This is a genomic window from Ruegeria sp. BF6 (genome assembly GCF_056538665.1).
On sequence record NZ_JBQFTN010000001.1, the window covers coordinates 1220483 to 1235647 of the forward strand.

Consider the following 15165-nt stretch of genomic DNA (forward strand, 5'->3'; position numbering starts at 1 on the left):
TGACGAAACGTAAAGGCGTGTCGTTTCTGGGCGCTTTCCTATCGCTTTCGGAACAGATTGGCAAAAGCTCAGTATGTCGCATCAATGGACAGGCATGTGCGGATCGGATAGGCCGAAAAAGACCACCGAGCCGTAACACAAACTGGTGAGCCCCTGATGACCGATTTCTCCGCGACCAAAGCCATGTTCGATCTGCCTGAGGGTGTTATTTACCTTGACGGCAACTCACTGGGTCCTCTGCCGCTTACCGCTATAGACCGAGTGAGCGGCATGATGGGCAGAGAATGGGGTCAGATGCTGATAACTGGCTGGAACAAGGCCGGGTGGATGGCTTTGCCGACCGGGCTGGGCGACCGCATTGGTCGGCTGATCGGCGCGGCGCCCGGCACGGTGGTGACCGGCGACACGTTGTCGATCAAAGTGTATCAGGCCGTGGCCTCGGCCCTTGAATTATGCCCGGATCGCAAGGTTGTATTGTCGGACAGCGGCAACTTCCCGTCCGACCTCTATATGGTGGATGGCCTGTTGCGGTCGCTGGGGCCGGATTTCAAATTGCGGATTGTCGCGCCTGAGGACGTGGCCACCCACATCACTGAAGACGTCGCCGTCCTGATGCTGACAGAGGTCGATTACCGCAGCGGTCGGATGCACGACATGAAGGCGTTGACCGAACTCGCCCACGCCAACGGGATCGTGACCGTGTGGGATCTGGCCCATTCCGCCGGGGCGATCCCGGTGGACCTGTCCAGCTGCAATGCCGATTTCGCGGTGGGTTGCACGTACAAATACCTGAACGGAGGCCCCGGCGCGCCTGCATTCATCTATGTCGCCCCACGCCTCGCCGAAAGTGCGCGCCCCGCCCTGTCCGGCTGGCTGGGGCACGAAGCGCCCTTTGCCTTTGATCTGGACTACCGCCCCGGCAGCGGGATCGAGCGGATGCGGGTGGGCACCCCTCCGATCATCCAGATGACTGCGCTGTCGGCTGCGATGGATATCTGGGACATGGCAGACATAGCAGACGTGCGCGCCAAATCCATCGAACTTACCGAGCTGTTCATAGCCCGCGTCGAAGCCTCCTGTCCCGAGTTGGAACTGGCCAGCCCGCGCGATCCGAACCAGCGCGGCAGTCAGGTCTCCTTCCGGTTTGATGACGGGTACGCAGCGATGCAGGCCCTGATCTCCCGCGGCGTGATCGGAGATTTCCGGGCCCCGGACATTATGCGCTTTGGCTTCACACCGCTTTATATCGACGAGCAGGATGTGGAGCGCGCGGTCGAAATCCTGACCGACATCATGCAGAACCGTTTATGGGATGCACCGGAATTCAAGGTGCGTCAGCGGGTTACCTGACCTCAAGCCCCGTGCCGATCAATGCGGCGACCTGCGCCACCTGCTGTTCATAGACTTCGGCCCCGGCCCCAATCAGCTTGAGCCCCTTGAGCGTGGCCGTGATCGTCCGCCCGGTCTCGGCCGCATCGGCCAACAGGCGCACCCGCCCGGCTTGCGCTTGTTGCGTCAACCAATCGGCATAGAGGCCGGCCAGTCTGGCCTCACCTTCCGAGATGATCTCGGTCGCCATGGACTTGGTATTGTCCAGCATCTCGAGCCCATGAGGTGAGGCCAGTATCGCCGCCATCCCCTCGGTCTGGGCCTTTATCGCGCGGGTCAGAACGTCGGGCACCGACCCTGAAGAGGCCAGAGCTCCGGCGACTGCCGCGCTTTTGTCGGCATAGTAAATCTCGGTCAGCTTGCTGACGATCGCCTCTTTATTCCTGAAATGCAGATAGACGGCTGGCCGGGACATTCCCGCCCCGCGCGCTATGTCATCCATCGAGGTTTTTCGAAATCCATAACTGGCAAAGGCCTGAAATGCGGAATTCAGGATCGCCTTTTGCCGTGAATCGTCAATTATTTCCGTCATGCTGAACTCGTGACATTTTTTGTTCATTTTGTCAATTGACATACTGACACTTTAAGCCAATTATGTCACAGAACCAGCCACAGCTAGATGAGGTGCGCCATGGCGACCGCTCTTAAAATCAACGGAAAGCAACATCAGATTGACCTGCCCGATGACGTCCCCCTGCTTTGGGTGCTGCGGGATGAAGCTGGACTGACCGGAACCAAGTTTGGCTGCGGCGTGGCCGCCTGCGGTGCTTGCACCGTGCATATCGATGGCGAGGCCGTTCGGTCCTGCCAAGTGACGCTGTCGGATGTCTGGGGCGATGTGACGACAATCGAGGGGATGGGATCGCCCGACGCGATGACCACGCTCCAACAGGCCTGGGTCGATCATCAGGTGGCTCAGTGCGGCTACTGCCAGTCGGGCCAGATCATGCAGGCCGCCGCATTGCTGGCGGAAAACCCCGCCCCCTCGGACGCCGAGATTGACGAGGCGATGCAGGGTAATCTCTGTCGTTGTGGCACCTACCCCCGTATCCGCGCCGCGATCCATGACGCGGCCGGCAAATTGAAGGAGGCGTAACCGATGGCTTCTGTTGGAAAAATCCTGCGTCGCACTTTCCTGATCGGCTCCGCCGCGATTGTCGGCGGCGTGGCGTTTGGCGCCTATTACGTGAGCCGCCCCGCCGCAAATCCGCTGAAACCCGGTCAGGGTCAGGCGGCGCTGAGCCCGTTTGTTCTGATTGACCAGAACGGGGTGACCCTTTTTGCCCCTCGTGCTGAGATGGGACAGGGCGTCAGAACCACATGGGCTGCGTTGATCGCCGAAGAGTTGGACGTAGATCTGGACCAGATCAATGTCCTGCACGGCCCTGCGGCAGCGGCCTATTACAACTCGGCCCTGATGGGGGAAAGCCTGCCCAACAAGGGCTATGATATCTCGGACTTCCAGCACAATCTGGGCGATGCGTTGGGCGTGCTTGGCAAAGCGCTGAGCCTGCAGGTCACCGGCGGCTCGACCTCGATGAAAGACGGGTTCGAGCGGATGCGTCAGGCCGGAGCCTCCGCCCGCGAGACGCTGAAACAGGCCGCGGCGGACCGGTTGGGCGTTGATCGCAGCGAACTGAAAACGGCCTCGGGTCACGTCATTGCCCCAAACGGAGACAAGATCGCTTATACCGAGCTTGCCGTCGACGTTGCCAAGCTTGATCCGATCGAGGCACCTCTGCGTGACCCGTCCGAATGGCGCTATCTGGGTCAGGCCCAACCACGTCTGGACATGGTCGAAAAGGTGACCGGGACGGCTGAGTTCGGCATCGACGTCCGCCTTCCCGGCATGAAATTTGCCGCCGTCCGCATGAACCCCAAGCTGGGCGGAGCGATGAACGGTTTCGACGACAGCGCCGCGAAATCCATGCCGGGGGTCGAGAAGATTGTCGATCTGGGCAACGGAGTCGCGGTGATTGCCACTAACACATGGCTGGCCAATCAGGCGGTCGAGGCCATCGACGTGGATTGGGGTGACGCCCCCTATCCGCCCGACACGGACGGTATCTTTGCCAAGATTGCCGAAGCATTTGACGATGCCCCGAACTCGACCATGCGCGATGACGGCGATGTCAGCGTGACGCCCGAGGGCGCGACAGAGATCACAGCAGAGTATCGCCTGCCCTATCTGGCTCACGCCACGATGGAGCCGATGAACGCGACTGCGCTTTATACCGTCGATGCGTTGGAACTGTGGTGCGGCAATCAGGCCCCGACCCTGATCCGTTTTCGTGTCGCGAACACCGCGGGCCTCGATACCGAGGCCGTGCAGATCCACACCACCTATCTGGGCGGCGGCTTTGGTCGTCGGGGTGAACTCGACTTTGGCGATATCGCTACCAAGGTTGCCATGGCTATGCCCGGCACGCCGGTTCAGACCACGTGGAGCCGCGAAGAAGATATGCGCCACGACTATTTCCGCCCCGGCGCCATCGCCCGGATGCGCGGAGCGGTGCAGGACGGCAAGGCGGTCCTGATCGATGGCAAGGTCGCGGCGCAGTCCTGCACGCAACAGGCGGTGACGCGTTACACCGGTATGCCCGGCGCAGGACCGGATAAGGTGTTGGTCGAGGGCTTTTTCAACCAGCCCTACGCGGTGCCGAATTACCGGATGAGCGGCCACATCGCCAAGCTGGACGTCCCCGTCGGATTCTGGCGCTCGGTCGGCAACAGCCACAATGGATTTTTCCACGAAACTTTCATGGATGAGATGGCCCATGCCGCCGGTCAGGATCCGCTGGAATTCCGGCTGGAACTGATGAAATCCGAGCACGCGCCTTCGGCGGGTTGCCTGGAAGCAGTGAAAGAAATGTCAGGCTGGACGGGCCAAACACCGGATGGCGTTGGGCGCGGAGTTGCCTTTACCTACAGCTTCGGCACTCCGGTCGCTCAGGTGATCGAAGTGCTCGACGAAGATGGCACCATCCGCATCAACAAAGCGTGGATCGCCTGCGACATGGGGCTGGCTCTGGACCCCGAAAACGTTAAGGCGCAGATGTTCGGCGGCATGATGTATGGCCTGTCCGCGGCCTGCTACGGCGAGATCACCTTTGCCGAAGGCGAGGTCGAGCAATTCAACTTCCCCGACTATGACGCGCTGCGGATGCACACCGCGCCGCAGGTCGAAGTGCGCGTGCTGGAAACCAACCGCCATATGGGTGGCGCAGGTGAGCCCGGCACGCCTCCCTCGATGCCCGCACTCGGAAATGCGCTGTTCGACCTGACCGGAAAACGCGCCCGCACCTTACCGCTGATCAATCAGTTCAACCTGCTGGTCTGATCGCGCCGCGCCGGTCCGGCCCCTCTCTTTCGGACCGGCGCAAAATTCACGCCATTTGCTGTATCAGGCCGGCGTCCGATCCCGTCGCCCAGGCACGCACGGCTGCACCGAACGCCTCGAACAGGGGGCGGGAGACAGGATCGTTGATCGCATCCCACTCGGGGTGCCATTGCACCGACAGGGTAAATCCGGGCGCATCCTTGATATAGATCGCCTCGGGAGTACCGTCAGGCGCATGTCCGTCGATCACCACGCGCTGTCCGACTCTTTTGATGCCCTGACCGTGCAGCGTATTGGTCATGACCTCGGGCGCGCCGAACAGTTGGTGAAACACGCCACCGTCGTTCAAGGACACCACATGGCGCAGGGCGAACTTTTCCTCAAGCGTCCCGTCCGGCGGCATCCGGTGGTTCATCCGGCCCGGCAGATCGCGAATTTCTGGATAAAGCGTCCCGCCCATCGCCACGTTGACCTCTTGGAATCCTCGGCAAATGCCCATGAACGGCTGGCCGCGTTCCACGCAGGCCCGGACCAGAGGCAGGGTGATCGCATCCCGCGCCCGATCGAACTCACCATGTGCTTCGGTGGCGTCCTCACCATATTCCTCGGGGTGGACGTTCGGGCGCCCGCCGGTCAGCAGAAAGCCGTCACAAACCTCCAGCAATTCCTCGACCGTGACATAGCGAGGATCGGAGGGGATCAGCAGCGGCAGGCAGTGCGATACATTGGCCACGGCGTCGGAATTCATCGTTCCACCCGCGTGCGTCGGATATTCATCGTTCATGAGGTAAGAGTTGCCGATGATACCGACGATTGGTCGAGACATTCCGCATTCCTTGCTGCTTGATTGATTAACAGGGAAGCTATCCGCAGCAATGAAAACGTGCAACAGAACACGCCCTGCAAAACAGCGCAAGGACGTGTTCAATCACGCACAAATCGTTCCGTTTTTTGCGAATTTTTCAGAACGATATTGTGAATTTTGACGCGCCTCCGGGGCAACTTCCCGGAAAACCCGATTTGTCAGCAGTAAAGACCGTTGGAAGTCAGATTTCTCCGAGCAAACCCGCTGCCTCAATTCCGGTCAGTCCCGCGGTCGCATCATTGTCCGAGGTATCACCAGTCACGCCCACCGCACCGACAATCTCTCCTTTGCGGTCCCGCAGAAGTATGCCACCCGGAACTGGAACGACCTGCCCTCCATAGACGCCGTTCACAGCGGCCATAAAATAGGCTTGTGCCTCGGCCCGCTGCATCTGCGCGGTACCTGCCATGCCCAGCATTACCGAGCCATAGGCTTTACCATGCGCAATCGCAAAACGACCGGGGGCCGCGCCGTCCTCACGCTCAAAAGAAATCACGTGACCACCTGCGTCCAGAACGACGACGGACAGAGGCTTCAGCTCCATCTCGCGGCCTTTTTCCAGTGTTTTGCGAATGATCGTGCGGGCTTTGCGCAAAGTAATTGCCATGTTCTGTCCTCTCTGTGTGGGATTAAAGGCAGGCTTTCAGTTCAAGACGACGCGCGTGCAGGACCGGCTCGGTATAACCCGAGGGCTGGATGCACCCCTTGAATACCAGATCGCACGCTGCCTGAAAGGCGATACCGTCGAAGCCCGGTGCCATCGGTGAATACGACGGGTCGTTTTCATTCTGACGATCCACCACGGTGGCCATCTTGCGCATCGCCGCCATCACTTGTTTCTCCGAGACAATGTCGTGATGCAGCCAGTTGGCCAGCGCCTGGCTGGAAATCCGGCAGGTCGCGCGATCCTCCATCAAACCGATATCGTTGATGTCCGGCACTTTCGAGCACCCCACGCCCTGATCGACCCAGCGCACCACATAGCCCAGAATACCCTGCGCGTTGTTTTCGATTTCCCTTGTGATCTCGTCATCACCAAGGTTGCGACCGCCCAGCAACGGTATGGTCAGCAGGTCATCAAGCGAACCCCGCGCGCCGTCAGCAGCCAATTCGCCCTGACGGGCCAGAACATCGATCTTGTGGTAATGCGTCGCGTGCAGGGTCGCGGCGGTCGGTGAAGGCACCCAAGCGCAGGTGGCGCCCGATTGCGGGTGGCCGATCTTGGCGTCCAGCATGTCGCCCATCCGGTCGGGCATCGCCCACATCCCTTTGCCGATCTGCGCCTTGCCCTTCAGACCGCAGGCCAGACCGATATCGACGTTGCGATCCTCATAAGACGCAATCCACGGCGTGTTCTTGATGTCACCCTTGGGCAACATCGGGCCTGCTTCCATCGAGGTATGAATCTCATCCCCCGTCCGATCCAGGAAACCGGTATTGATGAAGGCCACGCGCGATTTTGCGGCGCGGATACATTCCTTGAGGTTGGCCGAGGTGCGGCGTTCCTCATCCATGATGCCCAGCTTAACGGTGTTGCGCGGCAGGCCGAGGATGTCTTCGACCATGTCGAATATCTCGACCGAGAACGCCACTTCTTCCGGCCCGTGCATCTTGGGCTTTACCACGTAGACCGACCCGGTGACCGAGTTTCCGCCTTCGCGAGCCAAATCGTGCATGGCGATCAGAGTGGTGCAGAGCGCATCCATCAGGCCCTCACCGATCTCATTGCCATCGGCGTCCAGAACGGCGGGGTTAGTCATCAGGTGGCCGACATTGCGCACCAGCATCAACGAACGGCCTTTCAGCGTGGCTTGATTGCCGCTGGCGGTGATGTAGTCCACGTCGCCTGCCAGTTTTCTGGTGAAGGTGTTGCCGCCCTTGGTGACCTCTTCGGTCAGGTCGCCTTTCATCAGGCCCAGCCAGTTGCTATAGGCCACCACCTTGTCTTCGGCATCGACACAGGCAACCGAATCCTCGCAATCCATAATTGTGGACAGGGCCGACTCCAGTCTGACATCCGCGATTCCCGCCGGGTCGGTCGCACCGATGGGTGTCGATCTGTCGATCACAATTTCAGCATGAAGGCCATTCTTTTCTAAGAAGACAGAAGTTGGTGAAGCCGGGTCACCTTTGTAACCCACAAAGCGGCCCGTTCCGTGCATTTGCGATCCATACATGTACGCTCTTTCACCGTCGTCCAGTGTTGCAACGAGGTTTCCGTCTTCAACAGCAATGCCAACGACACTTGTCCAATCATCGATTGCTGGCGTGCAAAAGAAGCCCAGATGATACTTTGCCCAGGCAATCACGCGTGCACCGCGCTCTGCGTCATAGCCTCCGCCCGCTGGTAAATCGCCCATCGCGTCAGTACCGTAAAGCGCATCATACAGGCTGCCCCAGCGCGCGTTGGCCGCGTTCAGGGCGAAACGGGCGTTGGTGATCGGCACGACCAGTTGCGGACCGGGGGTCAGGGCAATCTCTGGATCAACATCAGCGGTTTCGATCTGGAAGGCATCGCCTTCCTCGACCAGATAGCCAATCTCGCGCAGAAAGTCCCGGTAGGCGATGGCGTCATGCGTCTGCCCTTTGCGGTCCAGATGCCAGGCATCGATCTGTCCCTGCATCTTTTCCCGTTTTGCCAGCAGCGCACGGTTCTTTGGGCCCAATTCGGCGACCATCTGCGCAAGACCGTTCCAAAAAGCTTCGGACGAAACGCCCGTTCCCGGCAACACCTGCCCCTCTATGAACTCGGCCAAAACCGTATCGACCTTAAGTCCACTCCATGTTTGCCTGCTGCTCATGCCTCTAATCCTCGTTTGTACGCCACTGTATACGCGCCTCAATTAGGTCGGATGTTTCCGATAGGCAACACGTCTTGACCCGTTGCGGAGGTGATCCGTTGGGTCACGTGTAAACCATCACGTATTTGATGGACCGTTGAACAAGCCGCTTCACACCGCTTGCAGCCCGTCGTCGCAGCCCATAACGTCGCGCCAGACACGAACCGATGCGAGGCCCCCGATGCGTGACGCCGCCCCTACCACGATCTACCTGAAAGATTACACGCCCTTTGGGTTTCTGGTGGACAGTGTACATCTGACCTTTGATCTGGCCGATCACGCAACCCGAGTGACTTCTCGCATCGCATTTACGCCGAACCCCGATGCGACGGACCGGGCTTTCTTTCTGCATGGTGAAGACTTGGCCCTGATCCGGGCTGTCATCGATGGGGTCGAGATCACCCCCGAGGTGACAGACAAGGGCCTGACCGCTGATGTCCCCGATGCGCCCTTCATCTGGGAGGCTGTCGTCGAGATCGACCCTGGCAACAATACCGCGCTTGAGGGGTTGTATATGTCGAACGGCATGTACTGCACTCAATGTGAGGCTGAGGGCTTCCGCAAGATCACCTATTACCCCGACCGTCCCGATGTGATGTCCACCTTCACTGTGCGCATAAACGGCGACCTGCCGGTGCTGCTGTCCAACGGCAACCCCACGGGCCAGGGCGAAGGCTGGGCCGAATGGACGGATCCGTGGCCCAAACCCGCCTACCTGTTTGCGCTGGTTGCCGGAGACCTCACCGCTCATCCCGACCAGTTCACCACCATGTCGGGCCGCGACGTGGAATTGAACCTGTGGGTGCGCCCGGGCGACGAGGGCAAATGCGCCTTCGGCATGGAGGCGCTGAAGAAGTCGATGAAATGGGATGAGGACGTCTACGGCCGCGAATACGATCTGGACGTGTTCAACATCGTGGCTGTGGATGACTTCAACATGGGCGCGATGGAAAACAAGGGGTTGAACATATTCAACTCGTCCGCTGTTCTGGCCAGCCCCGAAACGTCAACCGATGCCAATTTCGAACGGATTGAGGCGATCATCGCGCATGAGTATTTCCACAACTGGACCGGCAACCGCATAACCTGCCGCGACTGGTTCCAGCTGTGCCTGAAAGAGGGCCTGACGGTGTTCCGCGACGCGCAGTTCACCTCTGACATGCGCTCGGCCCCGGTGAAACGCATCCAAGACGCCATCGACCTGCGAGCCCGGCAATTCCCCGAGGATAACGGACCGCTTTCGCACCCAGTACGCCCCGAAAGCTTTCAGGAAATCAACAACTTCTACACTGCCACCGTTTATGAAAAAGGCGCCGAAGTGATCGGGATGCTGAAACGGCTGGTGGGGGATGAGGCCTACGCGCAGGCGCTGGACCTATACTTCGACCGTCATGACGGGCAGGCCTGCACCATCGAAGACTGGATCAAGGTGTTCGAGGATACGACGGGCCGCGATCTGTCCCAGTTCAAACGCTGGTATAGCCAATCCGGTACGCCGCGCGTGGCCGTGGCCGAGGAGTACGCGGACGGCACCTACACCCTGACCCTGTCACAGCGCACCGAGCCGACCCCCGGCCAGGCCGAAAAACTGCCTCAGGTGATCCCGGTTGCTGTTGGCCTGCTAGGCCCCAACGGGGATGAGGTCCGCGCGACCGAAATTCTGGAACTGACCGAGTCCGAACAGAGCTTTCAGTTCCCCGGGTTGGCCGCCAAGCCGGTAGCCTCGATCCTTCGCGGTTTTTCGGCGCCGGTCATTCTGGAGCACGACCACACGGATGCCGAGCGCGCCTTTCTGCTCGCCCACGACACCGACCCGTTCAACCGCTGGCAGGCCGGACGGTCGCTGGCAGAGGACACGCTGCTGCGCATGATCCGCGACGATAACGTACCCGGGACCGACTATCTGGACGGCATACTGGCCGTACTGCGCGACGGCGATCTGGACCCGGCCTATCGCTCGCTGATGCTGGGCCTGCCGACGCAATCCGAACTGGCCGCCGCGCTGTTCGAAGCCGGAGAGACCCCCGATCCGATGGCGATCTGGAGGGCAGTGGAAACGCTGCGGCAGGCGACAGCGCAACATGTGCAGGACCTGTTGCCACGGCTGCACAGTGAGACCGTGGTCGACGCGCCATTCCTGCCCAATGCCGAGCAGGCGGGCAAACGCGCGCTTGCCGGCGCGGTGTTGTATCTGACATCGCGGCTGGATGGTGGCGCCAAGGCCATCGATGAGTACGCGTCCGCCAACAACATGACCCACCAGTTGACCGCCCTCTCGTGCCTGTTGCGCGCGGGGACAGGGCAGCAGGAATTGGCTGCATTCTATGATCAGTGGCAGCATGATCGGCTGGTGATGGACAAGTGGTTCGGCCTTCAGGTGACCACGGCCGACCCCGAGGCCGCAGCGGGCATCGCCCAGGCACTGACCGAGCACGCAGATTTCAACTGGAAGAACCCCAACCGCTTCCGCGCGGTCATGGGGGCGCTGGCCATGAACCACGCCGGTTTCCATCATGCGGACGGGGCCGGGTATGCCTTGCTGGCGGACTGGCTGATCCGGCTGGATCCGGTAAACCCGCAGACAACGGCGCGGATGTGTACGGCTTTCCAGACTTGGAAACGCTATGACACTGACCGTCAGGCCCTGATCCGAACTCAGCTGACCCGCATCGGCGACACGCCGGACCTGTCGCGGGATACCACGGAAATGGTGACGCGAATCCGCGGCGCATGACCCCGTTCACCTTCACGCGCCACAACCGGACACCGCGCACGGTCCTAATCCTGACCTGTGTCTACGCGGCGCTTGCGGTTCTGCGGATCCTTTTCGATGCAGCGTGGTGGCTGGTCGGACTACTGGCCCTGTCTACTCTGCCCGCCCTGTGGGACATCGTGCATGGAACACGTGCGGGCATGACGCTGGATAGCGATCGGATAGGGTGGTTCTCGGGCAATCGCGAAGCCGAGGTACCTTTGGCCGATATCGACTACATTCGCTTCGATACCCGCTGGGACTTTTCGGTGCGCGTCTCGCTGGTTCTGGCGTCGGGCAAGCGAATTCGGCTGCCAGACGAATCCACACCACCCCACAAAGAGCTTGAAACCGCCCTGCAAAAGGCCGGTTTCCGGGTTGAGCGGCATCATTTCAACGTTTTCTGAAACAATGTGCCCCAAAGGAGACCATTCCACCGGCACTGCCCCTCACATCCTGCAAAAAGCTTGAATTTGAGGTGAATTTCAGTCAAAATCCCTAGTCAGCTTACCTGTTTGTTTCGGTTTCGAGTTTTGCCATGTTTCGGTTTCTAAGGGCACGTAAGGCCCGTTCTTCTTTACCTTCCCGTCAGTTCACGCAGGACATGCGCGCAGCGGATTGCGCCGTGGCAGCTGGTCTGCCGGACAAAGGGCAATTGAACATTCCGCTGGCACGGACCTGTGCTGGGGACCTGATAGGCCATGAAACCATTAGACTTGGGCGCAAGCTGGCCAGACAGGACCGCTGGGCCGAGTTGTCCCGACAAATACGCGCTGCAGACGAAACCCGCAAAACCGCACCCGACGGGATGCCCATTGCGGATTTGCTGGCCTTTGGCGCCCGCTCCGACGTTGTTCTGGCGGTGGAACACGCCCTGTCTGACGGCGCCGCTCTGTCCGAATATGACCTTCTTGGCGGCATCTCCGAGCTGGAAGACGAAATGCGTGCGCATCCCGAAGATCCGATGATCGCACTTGTGGTCGCGCTGACGCATATTGACCTGGCTTGGGCGTGGCGCGGGACTGCAACGGATGCTTCATTGCCTCCGCTGCACCGGTCGCGCTGTGCGGCGCATTTCGACCGGGCCGCAGCGCTATTGCCGAAATGCCGCGCGGCCGCGCCGGACAGCCCAGTGGTTGCCGCAGCCGGTTGTGCCCTGCTGGCCGGTCAGCGGAAAACCGACCTTCGTGTGGCGGAAGAATACGAACGTCTGATCACGCTGGATCCGAATAACCAGCGTCATATGCGGGCAATGGGAACCCATCTTCTGCCGCGCTGGTTCGGCAGCTACGAAGAGCTTGAGGTTCAGGCACTTCGTAATGCGGCCCGCACCCGCGACGTCTGGGGGGCCGGCGGTTATACCTGGGTCCAGTTTGACGCCATCGCCTTGGATGAAGAGGCCTGCGCACGCCTGGATGTCGAGTACTTTCTGGAAGGTTTGAATGACATTCTGCACCGCCGTCCGGATCAGCAGACAGTCAACATGCTGTCGGCCTATTGCGCCACCACGATTCAGAACGGGTTGGGCCTGAACGAACAGGCCGATCTGGTGCGTTCGCAAATTCACGACGCCGCAAACTGGCTGATCCGCGACCACATGACTGAATTGCACCCGCTGATCTGGGCGCATGCTGCGAGCGGTTTCAACAATTCAGTTCGCATCAACTCGGCCGAACGGTTTGCGGCACGCGGTCAACGCCAAGCCTTGCGCGCCATCGGCGATCTGTTCCGCGACGAGTTGCGAAGCGGCATGGATGTGACGTTCACACCATCGGGCCTGCGCCTGTCTGAGAACTGATTCCCCCTTGCCCCTGGACCGCACCGGGCCTAATACGCAGGCTTAGACTTCTGCGGAAATGAGGCGCGCCATGCTCGACCTGACATACGAAATGCCCAAACCCAAAACCATTGCCGGGGCCAAGCACGATTGGGAACTGGTGATCGGGATGGAGGTGCACGCTCAGGTCTCATCCAATGCCAAACTGTTCTCGGGCGCATCGACTCAATTCGGAGCCGAGCCGAACTCGAACGTGGCCTTTGTGGACGCCGCGATGCCGGGCATGCTGCCGGTTATCAACGAGTTCTGCGTTGAACAGGCTGTTCGAACCGGCCTGGGTTTAAAAGCGGATATCAACCTGAAATCTGCCTTTGACCGCAAGAACTATTTCTACCCTGACCTGCCGCAGGGCTATCAGATCTCGCAGCTCTACCACCCCATCGTGGGCGAAGGTGAAGTGCTGGTTGAGATGGGGGATGGCACTGCACGTATGGTGCGGATCGAGCGCATCCACATGGAGCAGGACGCAGGTAAATCGATCCACGACATGGACCCGCATATGTCCTTTGTCGACCTGAACCGGACGGGTGTCTGCCTGATGGAGATCGTCTCGCGCCCGGATATTCGCGGCCCCGAAGAAGCGGCTGCATATATTGTCAAACTGCGTCAGATTCTGCGCTATCTGGGCACCTGCGACGGCAACATGCAAAACGGCAACCTGCGGGCGGACGTGAATGTCTCGATCTGTTTGCCGGGCGCGTACGAAAAGTACCAGGAAACGCAGGACTTTTCGCATCTGGGCACCCGCTGCGAGATCAAGAACATGAACTCCATGCGCTTCATCCAACAGGCGATCGAGGTTGAAGCCCGCCGCCAGATTGCCATTGTCGAAGCCGGAGGCAAGGTCGATCAGGAAACCCGCCTGTACGACCCGGACAAGGGTGAAACCCGCTCAATGCGGTCGAAGGAAGAGGCGCACGACTATCGCTATTTCCCCGACCCCGACCTGCTGCCGCTGGAGATTGAACAGGCATGGGTCGACGACATTGCCGCCAAGCTCCCGGAACTTCCCGACGACAAAAAGGCACGGTTTATCAGTGAATTCGGGCTGACCGACTATGACGCATCGGTTTTAACCGCCGAAGTGGAATCGGCTGCTTATTTCGAAGAAGTTGCCAAGGGCCGCAGCGGCAAGCTGGCTGCAAACTGGGTGATCAACGAACTGTTTGGTCGTCTGAAAAAAGAAGACCACGACATCACCGACTCGCCCGTGTCTCCGTCACAGTTGGGCGGGATCATCGACCTGATTTCCTCGGATGCCATCTCGGGCAAGATCGCCAAGGACCTGTTCGAGATTGTTTATACCGAAGGCGGTGACCCCGCGCAGATCGTCGAAGAGCGCGGTATGAAGCAGGTGACCGACACCGGCGCAATCGAGGCTGCATTGGATGAGATTATCGCCGCCAACCCTGCGCAGGTCGAAAAGGCCAAAGTAAACCCGAAACTGGCCGGCTGGTTCGTCGGTCAGGTGATGAAAGCCACCGGCGGCAAGGCCAACCCAAAGGCGGTCAACGAACTGGTCAGCCAAAAGCTGGGTTCGTAAACCGATTAGGGTACGAAATACCGACGGCGGGGTTTGCTCAAAACCCCGCCGTTTTTCTTTTCCGCCTGTTTCCGCGTGAAGATGACTTTCCCAAAATCTCCAGCATGTTAGATTGCCGGGAACCGACCACCAGGAAGATCCGATGCAGCGCTACGAATACAAAGTTGTCCCCGCCCCTCAAAAAGGCATCAAGGCCAAGGGCCAGAAAACCGCAGAGGGCCGGTTTGCCGCTTCAGTTGAACAAGTGTTGAACCAGATGGGCCAAGATGGTTGGGAGTATCAGCGCGCCGAGTTGCTGCCCAGTGAGGAACGCGCGGGCCTGACAAGTTCGACAGTGAACTGGCGTAATGTTTTGGTGTTCCGGCGTGAGATCGAAACTGATCATGTTTCGGCGCGGATGGATGAGAGCATCGCACAGGCAAAGCCCATTCCCGGCCCCGAGACAGTTCAGGCCCCGGCCCCCATTTCGGAAGAAGTAAAAGAGCCTCCTCTCTCTTTGAAAGGGACTGAAAAGGTGACAGAACCGCCCAAAGACGAAAACACGCCCTAGCCGTTTCTCAAACCTCATTTTACAAGAATTTATTAGTTATCGTGAGATC

12 protein-coding genes are annotated in these 15165 nt (G+C 59.7%); 8 read left to right on the plus strand and 4 right to left on the minus strand.

All coding sequences use genetic code 11. The features are described from left to right. Positions 1-156 precede the first annotated feature (156 nt). On the plus strand, positions 157-1350 hold the full coding sequence (kynU, locus tag ACR0IM_RS06155; protein WP_480681176.1) for a kynureninase: 1194 nt from the start codon (positions 157-159) through the stop codon (positions 1348-1350). Here kynU and ACR0IM_RS06160 read toward each other — a convergent pair. After that, positions 1343-1921: a TetR/AcrR family transcriptional regulator gene (locus tag ACR0IM_RS06160; RefSeq protein ID WP_480681177.1), complete on the minus strand. Its 579-nt coding sequence runs from the start codon at positions 1919-1921 to the stop codon at positions 1343-1345. The two genes, kynU and ACR0IM_RS06160, sit on opposite strands and share 8 nt — an antisense overlap. 99 nt (positions 1922-2020) lie before the next feature. Here ACR0IM_RS06160 and ACR0IM_RS06165 point away from each other — a divergent pair, with 99 nt between their 5' ends. Together ACR0IM_RS06165 and ACR0IM_RS06170 are read left to right on the plus strand one after the other, a co-directional pair. After that, positions 2021-2485: a (2Fe-2S)-binding protein gene (locus tag ACR0IM_RS06165; protein ID WP_480640871.1), complete on the plus strand. Its 465-nt coding sequence runs from the start codon at positions 2021-2023 to the stop codon at positions 2483-2485. A 3-nt stretch (positions 2486-2488) separates the two neighbouring features. Beyond that, positions 2489-4729: a xanthine dehydrogenase family protein molybdopterin-binding subunit gene (locus ACR0IM_RS06170; RefSeq protein WP_480681178.1), complete on the plus strand. Its 2241-nt coding sequence runs from the start codon at positions 2489-2491 to the stop codon at positions 4727-4729. Between the two features lie 46 nt (positions 4730-4775). On the opposite strand, the gene ACR0IM_RS06175 is transcribed toward ACR0IM_RS06170, so the two are convergent. The 3 genes from ACR0IM_RS06175 to ACR0IM_RS06185 all read right to left on the minus strand — a co-directional run bounded on the left by ACR0IM_RS06175 (position 4776) and on the right by ACR0IM_RS06185 (position 8395). Then, entirely contained in the window at positions 4776-5555 is a 780-nt protein-coding gene (locus ACR0IM_RS06175) for a gamma-glutamyl-gamma-aminobutyrate hydrolase family protein (RefSeq protein ID WP_480681180.1), read from the minus strand. Positions 5556-5775: 220 nt separating this feature from the next. Continuing rightward, positions 5776-6201: a GlcG/HbpS family heme-binding protein gene (locus ACR0IM_RS06180; RefSeq protein WP_480640875.1), complete on the minus strand. Its 426-nt coding sequence runs from the start codon at positions 6199-6201 to the stop codon at positions 5776-5778. Positions 6202-6223: 22 nt separating this feature from the next. Then, positions 6224-8395, minus strand: a complete 2172-nt coding sequence (locus ACR0IM_RS06185) for a malate synthase G (protein WP_480681181.1) — start codon at positions 8393-8395, stop codon at positions 6224-6226. 220 nt (positions 8396-8615) lie between these two features. Here ACR0IM_RS06185 and pepN point away from each other — a divergent pair, with 220 nt between their 5' ends. The 5 genes from pepN (at position 8616) to ACR0IM_RS06210 (ending at position 15116) form a co-directional block, all read left to right on the plus strand. Further along, positions 8616-11168 carry an aminopeptidase N gene (pepN, locus tag ACR0IM_RS06190; protein WP_480681182.1) on the plus strand — a complete coding sequence of 851 codons (2553 nt, stop codon included), beginning with the start codon at positions 8616-8618 and terminating at the stop codon, positions 11166-11168. Then, positions 11165-11593 carry a hypothetical protein gene (locus tag ACR0IM_RS06195; protein ID WP_480681183.1) on the plus strand — a complete coding sequence of 143 codons (429 nt, stop codon included), beginning with the start codon at positions 11165-11167 and terminating at the stop codon, positions 11591-11593. The genes pepN and ACR0IM_RS06195 overlap by 4 nt, the downstream gene beginning before the upstream one ends. A 131-nt stretch (positions 11594-11724) precedes the next feature. Next, positions 11725-12984 (plus strand): hypothetical protein, encoded by a 1260-nt coding sequence (locus ACR0IM_RS06200; protein ID WP_480681184.1) that lies wholly within the window; start codon positions 11725-11727, stop codon positions 12982-12984. A gap of 70 nt (positions 12985-13054) precedes the next feature. After that, complete coding sequence (gene gatB / locus ACR0IM_RS06205) at positions 13055-14566, plus strand: Asp-tRNA(Asn)/Glu-tRNA(Gln) amidotransferase subunit GatB (RefSeq protein ID WP_480681185.1); 1512 nt, start codon at positions 13055-13057, stop codon at positions 14564-14566. A 142-nt stretch (positions 14567-14708) separates the two neighbouring features. Beyond that, positions 14709-15116, plus strand: a complete 408-nt coding sequence (locus ACR0IM_RS06210) for a DUF4177 domain-containing protein (RefSeq protein WP_480640883.1) — start codon at positions 14709-14711, stop codon at positions 15114-15116. Positions 15117-15165 lie beyond the last annotated feature (49 nt).